Source organism: Micromonospora sp. NPDC048830, assembly GCF_043198215.1.
In the GTDB taxonomy this organism is placed as follows: Bacteria; Actinomycetota; Actinomycetes; order Mycobacteriales; family Micromonosporaceae; genus Micromonospora.
This window is the reverse complement of sequence record NZ_JBICUP010000007.1, coordinates 176,685-189,758: the sequence shown is the minus strand read 5'-3', so window position 1 is coordinate 189,758 and position 13,074 is coordinate 176,685. Positions and strand designations below refer to the sequence as shown.

11 protein-coding genes and 2 pseudogenes are annotated in these 13,074 nt (G+C 72.7%); 7 read left to right on the top strand and 6 right to left on the bottom strand.

Features of this window, described 5'->3' with window-relative positions:
* Positions 1-8 precede the first annotated feature (8 nt).
* Both ACGFIZ_RS09755 and rny read left to right on the top strand, forming a co-directional pair.
* Positions 9-713 carry a regulatory protein RecX gene (locus ACGFIZ_RS09755; RefSeq protein ID WP_393417567.1) on the top strand — a complete coding sequence of 235 codons (705 nt, stop codon included), beginning with the start codon at positions 9-11 and terminating at the stop codon, positions 711-713.
* A gap of 865 nt (positions 714-1,578) precedes the next feature.
* Positions 1,579-3,345, top strand: a complete 1,767-nt coding sequence (rny, locus tag ACGFIZ_RS09750) for a ribonuclease Y (protein WP_393417565.1) — start codon at positions 1,579-1,581, stop codon at positions 3,343-3,345.
* Positions 3,346-3,438: 93 nt separating this feature from the next.
* On the opposite strand, the gene ACGFIZ_RS09745 is transcribed toward rny, so the two are convergent.
* The 4 genes from ACGFIZ_RS09745 to ACGFIZ_RS09730 form a co-directional block, all read right to left on the bottom strand.
* Positions 3,439-4,323, bottom strand: coding sequence for an amino acid ABC transporter permease (locus ACGFIZ_RS09745; RefSeq protein WP_393417563.1), 885 nt, complete (start codon positions 4,321-4,323; stop codon positions 3,439-3,441).
* Positions 4,323-4,997, bottom strand: coding sequence for an amino acid ABC transporter permease (locus ACGFIZ_RS09740; protein WP_393417561.1), 675 nt, complete (start codon positions 4,995-4,997; stop codon positions 4,323-4,325). Before ACGFIZ_RS09740 ends, ACGFIZ_RS09745 begins: the two co-directional genes overlap by 1 nt.
* Before the next feature lie 76 nt (positions 4,998-5,073).
* The gene (locus ACGFIZ_RS09735; RefSeq protein ID WP_393417559.1) at positions 5,074-5,934 is read right to left on the bottom strand and encodes a glutamate ABC transporter substrate-binding protein; all 861 of its coding nucleotides are present in this window, start codon (positions 5,932-5,934) and stop codon (positions 5,074-5,076) included.
* 58 nt (positions 5,935-5,992) lie between these two features.
* Positions 5,993-6,748, bottom strand: a complete 756-nt coding sequence (locus ACGFIZ_RS09730; RefSeq protein WP_393417646.1) for an amino acid ABC transporter ATP-binding protein — start codon at positions 6,746-6,748, stop codon at positions 5,993-5,995.
* A 198-nt stretch (positions 6,749-6,946) separates the two neighbouring features.
* Here ACGFIZ_RS09730 and selD point away from each other — a divergent pair, with 198 nt between their 5' ends.
* A complete protein-coding gene (selD, locus tag ACGFIZ_RS09725; protein ID WP_393417557.1) occupies positions 6,947-7,939 on the top strand; it encodes a selenide, water dikinase SelD in 993 nt (330 codons plus the stop codon).
* Between the two features lie 269 nt (positions 7,940-8,208).
* Complete coding sequence (locus ACGFIZ_RS09720) at positions 8,209-8,688, top strand: hypothetical protein (protein ID WP_393417554.1); 480 nt, start codon at positions 8,209-8,211, stop codon at positions 8,686-8,688.
* A gap of 65 nt (positions 8,689-8,753) precedes the next feature.
* Here the strand turns inward: ACGFIZ_RS09720 and ACGFIZ_RS09715 are convergent, their stop codons facing one another.
* On the bottom strand, positions 8,754-8,987 hold the full coding sequence (locus ACGFIZ_RS09715; protein ID WP_393417552.1) for a DUF2277 family protein: 234 nt from the start codon (positions 8,985-8,987) through the stop codon (positions 8,754-8,756).
* Positions 8,988-9,039: 52 nt separating this feature from the next.
* Here ACGFIZ_RS09715 and miaB point away from each other — a divergent pair.
* Positions 9,040-10,299, top strand: a pseudogene (gene miaB, locus ACGFIZ_RS09710) (tRNA (N6-isopentenyl adenosine(37)-C2)-methylthiotransferase MiaB); the annotation flags it as partial.
* 216 nt (positions 10,300-10,515) lie between these two features.
* Positions 10,516-10,755: pseudogene (locus ACGFIZ_RS09705) on the top strand (tRNA (N6-isopentenyl adenosine(37)-C2)-methylthiotransferase MiaB); the annotation flags it as partial.
* Positions 10,756-10,929: 174 nt separating this feature from the next.
* On the opposite strand, the gene ACGFIZ_RS09700 reads toward ACGFIZ_RS09705, so the two are convergent.
* Entirely contained in the window at positions 10,930-12,138 is a 1,209-nt protein-coding gene (locus ACGFIZ_RS09700) for a DUF349 domain-containing protein (protein WP_393417550.1), read from the bottom strand.
* Positions 12,139-12,341: 203 nt separating this feature from the next.
* Between ACGFIZ_RS09700 and ACGFIZ_RS09695 the strand changes: the two genes are divergently transcribed.
* Entirely contained in the window at positions 12,342-13,073 is a 732-nt protein-coding gene (locus ACGFIZ_RS09695; RefSeq protein ID WP_393417548.1) for a hypothetical protein, read from the top strand.
* The last annotated feature ends 1 nt before the right edge of the window (position 13,074 follow it).

Here is a 13,074-nt window from a genome sequence, read left to right as displayed (position 1 = left end):
GCTGACCCATGGCAGGACGACGCGCCCGTACGGGGCGGGGCTGGGACGCCAGCCCGCCCCGGGCGGGTGACGCGGGCACCCCGCTCGGCCCCAGGCGCCAGCGGCGCGCGCGGCCCGACGGGGAGCACGGACCGGGGGCCGCCGCCGAGGCCCCGCCCCGGGACGAGGCGGAGATCGCCCGGGAGATCTGCCTGCGCCAGCTCGCCGTGCGACCGCGTACCCGGGCCGAGCTGGCCGGGGCGCTGGCCCGGCGGGGGATCTCCGAGGAGGTCGCCGCCGAAGTTCTCGACCGGTACGACGAGGTCGGCATCGTCGACGACGCCGCCTTCGCCCGCGCCTGGGTCACCAGCCGGCACGCCGGCCGGGGCCTGGCCCGGCGGGCGCTGGCCAACGAGCTGCGCCAGCGTGGCGTGGACGGCGACGTCGCCAGCGAGGCGCTCGGCGAGCTGGACGTCGAGACGGAGGCCGAGACGGCCAGGGCACTGGTCGAGCGGAAGCTGCGTACTGCCCGGGGCGAGCCGGAGGCCGTCTTCCGCCGGCTGGTCGGCATGCTCGCCCGCAAGGGCTACCCGCCCGGCGTGGCGATCCGGGCGGTGAAGGACGCGCTCGCGGCGCAGAGCGCGGAGGCGGCCGAGTTCGCCGACCAGATCGACGCGGACGCGCTCGTCGAGGCCGAGACGGATCCGGATCGGGATGGCCGTCCGCTGGGCTGACCCACGGCTCCCCGGCGCGGCACCGCGCCCCTGGTCCGGGCACCTCCTCTGCCGGCCCCCGCTGTCGAGCGTCGCCCTCCGTGCCTCCGCCAGGCGCGTTGATCAAGAAGTTTGCGTCAGCCGCCCACGGGATCCTGACGCAAGCCTCTTGATCACCGACCTGGACGAGACCAGGGGTGCCGCGTCAGGCCAGGCCGGCGTGCCACGACTTCCCATCTGGTGATCATGGACTTGGCGGCGGATTCGATCGCCAGGCGTGCCGTCAACCCCATGATCACCGGGCGGGGTGTGGCGAGGTGGGGCGGGGCGTGGGTGGGGCGTGGGTGGGGCGAGGAGGTGCCCGCCCGGGGCGCGGTGCCGCGCCGGGGTGGCGTGGGCGGGGCAGGGCACCCGGCCAGGCAATTGGACGCCGATTTGTCCCCCGTTGTCCGGCATTTCTTTGGCGCTGGGTGACGCGCCAACTTCTCTCCGTTCGGGGGGTTTGATCATGAGTTCTTGACCAGACGGCCTCCGGAGACCTAGCCTCGCCATACAGGCTCACATTGCCCGACCGGCGCAGGCTAAGCGCACAACATAGATCGCGTAACAGAACAGCATCACTTTGGCCGGCTCGCCGGCCTGCGGTGCCAGCTTCGGACAGGCCGGTCCGGAGCTGGTGCGACAACTGCACCCGGCCGCCGGCGATGCCCCATGGGCACCGTCGGCGGAGAGCTACCCCACGGCCAGCCGCTCAGGTCGGGCGTCTCAGAGCCGCAGCGCGTGCCACCGGCACGTCACTGCGGCGCCGACGTTCAGGGGAGGCGGCCATGGCGGCGCGGCACAGGTTGACCGGTGGTCTCCACCGTTCGGGCGGGGCGGCCCGGCCATGAGCGGCTTCGACATCGTCATCCTCGCGGTGGTGGTGGTCCTCACCCTGGTCGTGGTCGGCGCGGTGCTGGTGGGCCTGCGCACCCTGCGCCGGCTCGGCACGGCGCCCCGGCCGGAGGACCCGGCCTTCATCGCGGAGAAGGACCGCCAGGAGCAGTCCCTCGCCGCCCTGCGCAGCGCCGCCGACGAGGTGAACAGCACCATCGACGTGGCCAAGTCGGCGGCCGCGGCGGCGCGGGCCGAGGCCGCCGCGGCCAAGGCCGAGGCGAAGGCGGCGCGGGCCGAGGCCCGCCGGGTGCTCGACGACGCCCGCGCCGAGGCCGACACGATCCTGGAACGGGCCCACAAGCAGGCCGAGGTGGACGCCGAGCAGCTGCGTACGGCGGCGCGGCGCAGCGGCGAGCGCGAAATGGCGGTGCTCGCCGCGACCACCCGGGAGCAGGCCGCGGAGGTGGAGCGGCGGGCGGCCCGGATGGACGAGCGGGAGCGGCTGCACACCGAGGAGGTGGAGCGGCTGGCCGAGCGGGAGCGGCAGCTGACCGCCGCCAGCGCGGCGCTGGCCGCCCGCGAGTCCGCGCTGGCCGAGCGGGAGCAGGCCCTCGTCGAGGCGGAGGAGCAGCGGCGGCGCGAGCTGGAACGGGTGGCCGGGCTGACCGTCGACGCCGCCCGTGCGGAGCTGATCGAGGCGATCGAGAGCCAGGCCAAGCGGGAGGCCGCGCTGCTGGTCCGGGACATCGAGTCCGACGCCCGCGGCACCGCGGAGCAGCGGGCCCGGCACATCGTCGTCGACGCCATCCAGCGGGTGGCCAGCGAGCAGACCGCCGAGAGCGTGGTCAGCGTCCTGCACCTGCCTGGCGACGAGATGAAGGGGCGGATCATCGGCCGGGAGGGCCGCAACATCCGCGCGTTCGAGTCCGTCACCGGCGTCAACCTGATCATCGACGACACCCCCGAGGCGGTGCTGCTCTCCTGCTTCGACCCGGTGCGGCGCGAGGTCGGCCGGCTCACCCTGGAGAAGCTGGTGCTCGACGGGCGGATCCACCCGCACCGGATCGAGGAGGTCTACGAGCTGGCCCGGCACGAGGTGGACGCGCTCTGCCACCGGGCCGCCGAGGACGCGCTGGTCGAGGTCGGCATCACCGAGATCCACCCCGAGCTGGTCACCCTGCTCGGCCGGCTGCGCTACCGCACGTCGTACGGGCAGAACGTGCTCAAGCACCTCGTGGAGACCGCGCACATCGCCGGGATCATGGCCGCGGAGCTGCGACTGGACGTGCCGATCATCAAGCGGGCGGCGTTCCTGCACGACATCGGCAAGGCGCTCACCCACGAGGTGGAGGGCAGCCACGCCATCATCGGCGCCGACCTGGCCCGCAAGTACGGCGAGAGCGAGGACGTCGTCCACGCCATCGAGGCGCACCACAACGAGGTGCCCCCGCAGACCATCGAGGCGGTGCTGACCCAGGCGTCGGACGCCTGCTCGGGCGGGCGGCCGGGGGCGCGCCGGGAGAGCCTGGAGGCGTACGTGAAGCGGCTGGAGCGGATCGAGGAGATCGCGGCCGGGAAGGTCGGCGTGGAGAAGGTCTTCGCCATGCAGGCGGGCCGGGAGATCCGGGTGATGGTCAAGCCGGACGACGTCGACGACATCGGCGCCGCGGTGCTGGCCCGGGACGTGGCCAAGCAGATCGAGGAGGAGCTGACGTACCCGGGGCAGATCCGGGTGACCGTGGTCCGGGAGTCCCGGGTCACCGAGATCGCCCGCTGAGGCGCGCAGGGAAGGTTCAGGCGAACCGCGACAAGGAGGCGGGGCAGGGGATGTTTCCCCTGCCCCGCCTCGTCGTGCGGTCGCTGCCGCGCGTCAGCCCTGCGGTTCCACCACGGTGGCGTCGCTGGACGGTGCCGGACCGGCGGCGGTCGGCCGTGGGGCCCGGAAGGCGCGCCGCTGGGTACGGGCGCTCAACCAGCCGGCAAACCACGTCAGCAGTGAGTTGATCACGATGTAGATCGCGGCCACGACGATCGCGGCGGCGACGATGTTCCCGCGGTTCGCCGCGAGGTCGTTCACGCCGCGCTGGAGCAGTTCGGGGTAGGCCACGATGTAGCCGAGCGCGGTGTCCTTGAGCAGGACCACGAGCTGGCTCACGATCACCGGCAGCATCGCGCGCGCGGCCTGCGGGAGCAGGATCAGCTGCATGACCTGGCTCTTGCGCATGCCGATCGCGTACGCGGCCTCGGCCTGACCGCCGGGCACCGCGTGGATGCCGGCGCGGAACGCCTCGGCGAGCACCGAGCCGTTGTAGAGGGTGAGCCCGATGACCACGGCCCAGAACGCCGGCACCGGCCCCTGGATGAGGAACGGCACGCCGTAGAAGACGAAGAAGATCATCAGCAGCAGCGGGACGGCGCGGAAGAACTCGACCACCGCGCCGGCCGGGATGCTGATCCAGCGGTGCTCGGAGAGCCGACCGACCGCGAAGACGATGCCGAAGACCAGCGAGAGCAGCATGCCGACGGCCGCGGCCTGGAGGGTGGCCCGCAGACCGGGCCAGATGAACTGGGTCCACGTGGCCGACTCGGTGAAGGGCTGCCAGAGCCGCGCCTCCCACTGTCCCGCCTCGTCGAACTTGCGGTAGACCCACCACAGCAGGGCGGCCAGGGCGACGCCGAAGACCAGGGTGAGCACGACGTTACGGACCCGCGCCCGCGGTCCCGGGTGGTCGTAGAGGACGGAGCTGGTGCTCATCAGCGCTTCACCGCCAGACGGTTGGCCAGCCAACCGAAGAGGTAGCCGGTGGGGATCAGGAACGCGGCGAACGTGCCGGCGAAGACCAGGAAGATCGGGATGACCGCGTCGCCGTTGCTGTTGATCAGGTCCTTCATCACGTTGGAGGACTCCATCAGGCCGATCGTGCCGACGATGGTGGCGTTCTTGCACAGCGCGATCAGGATGCTCCCGAACGGCGCGACCACGGACCGGGTGGCCTGCGGCAGCACGACGATCCGCAGCGTCTGTGCGAAGGTCAGGCCGATGGCCCGGGCGGCCTCCGCCTGGCCGGTGGGCACGGTGTTGATCCCCGACCGGATCGCCTCGCAGACGAAGGCCGCCGTGTAGACCGACAGGCCGACCACGCCGAGCCAGAAGTTGTTGAGGTCGAGGTCGTCGGCGAGCCTCACCCCCAGGGTGGAGAAGAGGCCGAAGTAGCAGAAGAAGATGACCAGGGTGAGCGGGGTGTTGCGGAAGATGTTGACCCAGGCCGCGCCGAAGCCGCGCAGCACGGGCACGGGCGAGACCCGCATCGCGGCGAGCAGCACGCCGATCACCAGCGCGAACACCGCGGACGCGCCCGTCAGCTTGAGGATCCAGAGGAAACCCGACAGGTAGGCGTCGAAGTTCGTCGGATCAGCGAATACGTGCATTCGTCGGCTCCCGGAACGTGGTCGGCGTCGTGACAGGCCAGGGCCGGCATCACGCGGATGCCGGCCCTGGTGTCGCTCAGCTGCAGTTGGTCAGCTTGGTGGTGTCCAGCTCGGGCGCGGCCTTGCCGCTCTTGCCCAGCGTGTTGTCCCAGGCGGCCTTGTAGCTGCCGTCCGCGGCGGCGGCCTTGAGGATCTCGTTGACCTTCTCGCAGCCGGCCTTGTCGTCCTTCTTCAGGCCAATGCCGTACGGCTCGGTGGAGAAGGGCTTGCTGACCACCTTGAACTTGCCGGCGTACTGCGACTGCGCCGCGTAGCCGGCGAGGATGATGTCGTCGGTGGTCACCGCGTCGACCTGGCCGTTCTCGAGCAGCGGCAGGCACTTCGAGTACGAGTCGAACTGCTGGAGCTTGGCCTTCGGGTAGTCGGCCTGGATCCGCTTGGCAGGGGTGGAGCCGGTTACCGAGCAGACCGTCTTGCCGTCCAGGCCCTCCGGCCCGGCGAGCGTGGAGTCGGCCTTGACCAGCAGGTCCTGGCCGGCGATGTAGTACGGGCCGGCGAAGTTGACCTTCTGCTTGCGCTCGTCGTTGATCGTGTAGGTCGCCACGACGAGGTCGACGGTGCCCTGCTGGATGAACGGCTCACGGTTGGACGACACGGTGGTCTTCCACTCGATGTTGCCGGCGTCGACGCCGAGGCCCTTCGCGATGATCTTGGCGATCTCGACGTCGAAGCCCTCGTACTGGCTGCCGGTCTGCAGGCCGAGGCCCGGCTGGTCGGCCTTCACGCCGATGACGAGCTTCTTCTGGCTCTCCGCCTTGCCGACGATGCCCTTGGCGCCCGAGCTCCCGGACTCGCTGCCGCTGTCACCGCCGCAGGCCGCCATCGCCAGGGACAGGGTGGCGACGGCGGCAACCGCCGCCACGCGCTTGATACGCATACTTTCTCCTTCTTCGACTGGAGCCCGTCGGGGGACGACGCGCTCCTCGGACGGGCGCCTAGTGCGTCAGGATCTTCGACAGGAAGTCCCGGGCCCGCTCGCTGCGGGGGTTGGCGAAGAACTCGGTCGGCGGCGCATCCTCCACGAGCTGCCCGTCGGCCATGAAGATGACCCGGTTCGCCGCGTGCCGGGCGAAGCCCATCTCGTGGGTGACCACGACCATGGTCATGCCGTCCCGGGCCAGCGAGGTCATGACCTCCAGCACCTCGCCGACCATCTCGGGGTCGAGGGCGCTGGTCGGCTCGTCGAAGAGCATCGCCTTGGGCTGCATGGCCAGCGCGCGGGCGATCGCCGCCCGCTGCTGCTGACCGCCGGAGAGCTGGGCCGGGTACTTCTCGGCCTGGTTGGCGATGCCGACCCGGTCCAGCAGGGCCAGCGCACGCTCCCGCGCGGCGGCCGGCTTCTCCCTGCGGACCTTGACCGGGCCGAGGGTGACGTTCTCCAGGATGGTCTTGTGCGCGAAGAGGTTGAACGACTGGAACACCATGCCGACCTCGCTGCGCAGCTTGGCCAGCGCCTTCCCCTCGGCCGGCAGCGGCCGGCCGTCGAAGGTGATGGTGCCGGAACTGATCGGCTCCAGCCGGTTGATGGTGCGGCACAGCGTCGACTTCCCGGAGCCGGACGGGCCGATCACCACGACCACCTCGCCCTTGCCGATGGAGAGCGAGACGTCGTCCAGCACGTGCAGCGGCCCGAACCACTTGTTGACCGAGTCCAGCACGATGAGCGGTTCGCCCGTCGTCACGTCGTCCACCGTCCCTGTCGCTCGCATGCGCCGGCGGGTCGGATGACCCCCGGTGCGGCAACTTTAGGCGCGCTGACGTGGCGGAAGGCAAGCCGGTTGGTCACGGTGCGGTAACACCGGCCCCGATCGTCGTCGGGAGTCCGAAATTGAGTCCGACACCGGCGCTCCGAGTGGCGTGGATTACTCCGGTGCGGAGATCATGTTGGGATGACCGGACCGGTGCGCCTGACCGAGTATGCCCGGGGCGGCGGCTGCGCGTGCAAGATCCCGCCGGGCGAGCTGGAGGCCATGGTCGCCGGGCTCGGGCCGGCCGCCGGCGCCGCCGAGCTGCTGGTCGGGCTGGAGAACGGCGACGACGCCGCGGTGGTCCGGCTCGACGAGCGTACGGGGCTGGTCAGCACCGCCGACTTCTTCACCCCGGTCGTCGACGACCCGTACGACTGGGGTCGGATCGCCGCGGCCAACGCGCTCTCCGACGTGTACGCGATGGGCGGCACCCCGCTCGTCGCCCTGAACCTGCTCTGCTGGCCGCGCGAGAAGCTGCCGCTGGAGCTGGCCCGCGAGGTGCTGCGCGGCGGCCAGGACGTGGCCCGGGAGGCCGGCTGTCACCTGGCCGGCGGGCACAGCGTCGACGACGACGGCCCGAAGTACGGGCTCGCGGTCACCGGCGTCGTACGCCCGGAGGAGCTGATCACCCTGGACGCCGGGCGGCCGGGGCTGCCGCTGTCGCTGACCAAGCCGCTCGGCGTCGGCGTGCTCAACACCCGGCACAAGGCGACCGGCGAGCGCTTCGCCGAGGCGGTGGCCTCGATGGCCGCGCTGAACCGGGACGCCGCCTGCGTGGCGGTCGCCACGGGCGTGCGCTGCGGCACCGACGTGACGGGCTTCGGGCTGCTCGGCCACGCCTCGAAGTTGGCCCGGGCGAGCGGCCTCACGGTGGCCGTCGACGCGGCCCGGGTGCCGTACCTGCCGGGAGCCCGGGAGGCCGTCCGGGACGGGTACGTCAGCGGCGGCACCCGCCGCAACCTGGACTGGGTGACCCCGTGGACGGACTTCGGCGCGGCCGGCGAGGCGGAGCGGCTGCTGCTGGCCGACGCGCAGACCTCGGGCGGGCTGCTGGTGGCCGGTGAGCTGCCCGGGGCGACCGTCATCGGGGAGCTGCTGCCGCGCGGCGACGAGCACCTGGTGATCGTGCGCTGACCGCCGTGTCAAGGGCGCCGGCAGGGCACGAGACGCGGAGACCCGGGTGTCGGAAGGCGCACGAAACGCGGTGAGCAAGGGCGCCGAAAGGCGCACCATACCCGATAAACTGTCATCTTCCCGCTACTTGGAGCAATGGCGCTCTAGGAAATTTTGCCCGGAATGGTCACAGACCGGTAACTTGCCCCCGGCTGAGGTCATATGCCCCCCACCATCGTCAGTAAGGCCCGATCCGGAGGCCGGTGGGACGAACGCAGCGAGGAGGCGGCATGACCGAGCTGTGGAACTGGAGAATCGACCGGGTACCCCCGGTGCAGGTCTACCCGGCGCTCGCCGAGGCGCTGGGGCGGGTGGTGATGCCGCTCGCGGTGGCCGACCCGGCGCGGCTGCCCAGATACGCGGTGATCTGCGACGTCTGGCAGGCGCCGGGGGAGTTCGGCACGGTGGTGGACTGCTACGGGGTGCCCGAGCGCCTGCCTGAGCTGCCCAGCGTCGCCGCGCTGGCCCGCCTGCTCGACCGCAACTGCCTGCTGCGCGACGACACCCTCGACGCGGGCCGGCACCTGCTCGTCGCGCCGGACGGCACGATCCGCCCGGTGCACTTCGAGGTCACCGAGACCGACGACGGCGAGGTACTACGCGGGCAGCGCCTGTGCACGCTGGCCCACCCCGCCTGCCGGGGCTGGTCGCGGTGCCACCGCTCGAAGTGGGCCCCCGACTCGGTCGTACCGGCCCGGGCCGCGGCCTGACCGCCCGCCGCGGGCGGTCGCGGCCCGGCGGCAACCCGCCCGGCCCGGCCCCCCCGCCGGGGCGCTCAGCTCCGATCGGCCGGCTGCCGGCCGCCGCCCCGGACCACCAGCTGGTCCAGCAGGGTCGCGGTGGCCTCGGCGACGGCGGCCACCGCCGCGTCGAAGGCCGCCGCGTTGTGCGGGGCGGGCGCGCGGAATCCGGAGATCTTCCGGACATACTGCAACGCGGCCGCCTCGATGTCGGCCTGGGTCACCTCGGGCGCGTACGGTTCACGCAGGGTCTTGATGCTCCGGCACATGGCTCCTCCTCGTTCGGTCGGACAGGCTGGGCCCGGATACGCTGTCCGGGTCATGACTACCGCAGCGGCGGGCGGCCCGCGCACCTACCAGGTGCGCACGTACGGCTGCCAGATGAACGTGCACGACTCGGAGCGCATTTCCGGCCTGCTGGAGCAGGCGGGCTACGTGCGCGCGGCCGAGGCCGACGACAGCCCCGACGTGGTGGTGTTCAACACCTGCGCGGTCCGGGAGAACGCCGACAACCGGCTCTACGGCAACCTCGGTCATCTGCGCCCCGTGAAGGATCGGCACCCGGGGATGCAGATCGCCGTCGGCGGCTGCCTCGCCCAGAAGGACCGCGGCGACATCGTCCGCAAGGCCCCCTGGGTGGACGTGGTGTTCGGCACGCACAACATCGGCTCGCTGCCGGTGCTGCTGGAGCGGGCCCGGCACAACACCGCCGCCGAGGTGGAGATCCTGGAATCCCTGGACGTCTTCCCCTCCACGCTGCCGACCCGGCGCGAGTCGACGTACGCCGGCTGGGTGTCGATCTCGGTGGGCTGCAACAACACCTGCACGTTCTGCATCGTGCCCTCGCTGCGGGGCAAGGAGAAGGACCGCCGCCCCGGCGACATCCTGTCGGAGGTACGCGCCCTGGTCGACGAGGGCGTGCTGGAGGTGACCCTGCTCGGGCAGAACGTCAACTCCTACGGTGTCGAGTTCGGCGACCGGTACGCCTTCGGCAAGCTGCTGCGCGCCTGCGGGGACATCGAGGGGCTGGAGCGGGTCCGGTTCACCAGCCCGCACCCGAAGGACTTCACCGACGACGTGATCGCGGCGATGGCCGAGACGCCGAACGTCTGCCACTCGCTGCACATGCCGCTGCAGTCCGGCTCGGACGACGTGCTCCGGGTGATGCGCCGGTCGTACCGGGCCGAGAAGTACCTGGGGATCATCGAGAAGGTCCGGGCGGCGATGCCGGACGCGGCGATCACCACCGACATCATCGTCGGGTTCCCCGGCGAGACCGAGGCGGACTTCCAGCGCACCCTGGACGTGGTACGCGAGGCCCGGTTCGCCTCGGCCTTCACCTTCCAGTACTCAAAGCGCCCCGGCACCCCGGCCGCGACCATGCCCGACCAGTTGCCCAAGCAGGTCGTGCAGGAGCGCTACGAGCGGCTGATCGCCACGGTGGAGGAGATCACCTGGGCGGAGAACAAGAAGCTGGTCGGGCAGACCGTCGAGGTGCTGGTCGCCGTCGGCGAGGGACGCAAGGACGAGCGCACCGGCCGGATGTCCGGCCGGGCCCGCGACGGCCGCCTCGTCCACTTCGCGACGGGCGTAGCCGGGGCGAACGGTCTGCACGGCGCGACGGGCGTAGCCGGGGCGAACGGTCTGCACGGCGCGACGGGCGTAGCCGGGGCGAACGATCCGCACGGCGCGACGGGCGTAGCCGGGGCGAACGGTCTGCACGGCGCGACGGGCGTAGCCGGGGCGAACGATCCGCACGGCGCGACGGGCGCGCCCGGAGCGAACGGTCTGCACGGCGACGCCGGTTCGCCGGCCAGGCGGATCCGCCCCGGCGACGTCGTGCACACCACCGTCACGTACGCCGCCCCGCACCACCTCAACGCCGACGGCGAGCCGCTGTCGCACCGGCGTACCCGGGCCGGTGACGCGGCGGAGGCCGGCCGCTCCCCGCGTACCCCCGGTGTGCTGCTCGGGCTGCCGACGGTCGGCGCGCCGGCCGCGGCGCCCGCACCGACGACCGGCTGCGCCGCCCACTGACGCCGGTCGGGGCCCGACCCCGGCCGGCCCGTGCCCGATCCTGGACGTTGTGGCCTCGGGCCGTGCGCGATGCCTCTACAACCCCGATGTAGCACGGACGCGGCGCGGCCCCGGCCCCGGACACGCGGAGGGCCCGGCCCCCCGCAGGGACCGGGCCTTCCGGGGCTGCTCAGCTCAGCTGGACTGCTCGGCGAGCTGGAGGAACTGCCGCTTCGAGGCGAGCGCCTGCTCGGCCTCCTTGATCCGCCGGGCGTCGCCGGCGGCCTGGGCCCGGGCCAGCCGCTCCTCGGCCTCGGCGACCTGCGCGCGCATCTGCGCGAGCAGCGGGTTGTCCTCCTTGGTGGTCCGCCGCCACGCCGAGTCCATCACCTCGCGGACCCGCTCGTCGACCGCCCGCAGCCGCCGCTCGAGGCCGGCCGCGGCCTCCCGCGGCACCCGGCCGGCCTCGTGCCACTGCGCCTGGATCTCCCGCAGCTTGGCCTGGGCGCCCTTGGGGTCGGCGTCGACGTCCAGCGCCTCCGCCTCGGCCAGCAGCGCCTGCTTGCGCTCGAGGTTGGCCCGCTGCTCGTTGTCCCGTGCCGAGAAGACCTCGCTGCGCCGGGTGAAGAAGTGGTCCTGGGCCGCCCGGAACCGCTCCCAGAGCCGCTGCTCGGCCTCCTTCGAGGCGCGCGGCGCGGCCTTCCACTGGGTCATCAGGTCCTTGAGCTGGTTGGCGGCGGCCGCCCAGTCGCTGGAGTCCTTCAGCTTCTCCGCCTCGGCGACCAGCTCATCCTTGGCCTGCTGCGCCTGCTTGCGCTGCGCGTCCAGAGAGGCGAAGTGGGCGCCCCGGCGGCGGGTGAAGCCGTCCCGCGCGGCGGCGAACCGCTTCCACAGCTCGCCGTCGGTCTTCTTGTCGACCCCGCGGATCGTCTTCCACTCGTCGAGGATCTCCTTGAGCCGGTCCCCGGCGGTCTTCCAGCCGGTCGACTCGGCGGCCAGCTTCTCCGCCTCCTCGACGAGGGCGGTCTTGCGGGCCAGCGCCTCACTCCGCGCGGCGTCCCGGGCGGCGCGCGCCTCCCCGGCCTTCTCCTCGGCGATCGCGGCGAGCTTGTCCAGCCGCGCGGCCAGCGCGTCGATGTCGCCGACGACGTGCGCCTCGGCCAGCGAGGCGCGGATCCGGCGGATCGTGCTCAACGAACCGCCGGCGTCTGCCGCGCCCGAGTTGAGCCGTGCCTCGGTCAGGTCAACCTCGGTGACCAGGTCCGCGAAGCGCCGGGCGAAGTGCGCCAGGCCCTCCTCCGGCGCCCCCGCCTGCCAGGAACCGACCACCCGCTCGCCCTCGGCGGTCTTGACGTACACGGTGCCGTCCGCGTCCACCCGTCCGAAGGCCGTCCAGTCGCTCATGTGCCCATCCTCGTTCTCCCGGCGTCGACGGGACAGCCCCCTCGATCGCCGCCACGGCGCAGCAAAGTTGCTCCCGGCATTGTCACAGGTCCGACCCGGCCCGCGTCGAGCGCCTGTCGTCGACCGTGACCATACGGTGTCCTAGAGCTCGGACGCCCGGATCGGCGCGGGGACGCACCGGTCGATACGGCTACGGTGGACGCGTGCCTCTGGTCGCCGCCGCCGTCTGCCCGCACCCGCCCCTGATCGTGCCCGAGCTGGCCGGCGCCGCCGCCGGCGAGCTGGACGAACTCCGCGCCGCCTGCGACGCCGCGATCGCCCGCCTTTACGCCTCCGGCGCCCGCAGCATCATCGTGGTGGGCACGGGTGAGCGGACGGCCAACCTCGATTTCCCGTACCGGGGCAGCTTCGCGCCGTGGGGCCTGCCCCTGGAGGTTCGGCTCGGGCGGCACCCTGACGGTGCCGTCGGCACGGACGGACTGCCGCTGAGCCTGCTCGTGGGAGCCTGGCTGCTGCGGCGGGTGCGGCCGGAGGTACCGCCCGGCTGGCGGATGGTCTCCGTCGCGCCCGACGAGCCGGCTGAGCGGTGCGCCGCCGGCGGAGCCAGGTTGGGGTCGCCGAACCAGCCGTGGGCGCTCCTGGTGATGGGGGACGGGTCGGCCTGCCGCGGGCGGCAGGCGCCCGGCTACGACGACCCGCGCGCGCCCGTGTACGACGACGGGGTGGCCCGGGCCCTGGCCGACGCGGACGCCGAGGCCCTGCTCGGCCTGGACCCGGTGCTGTCGGCGGAGCTGAAGGCCGCCGGGCGGGCGCCCTGGCAGGTGCTGGCCGGCGCGGCCCGGGCGGCCGGCGGCGCCTGGCGCGGCCACCTCGGCTACCACGACGCTCCCTACGGCGTGTCCTACTTCGTCGCCAACTGGGAGCGGGCCCTGTGAG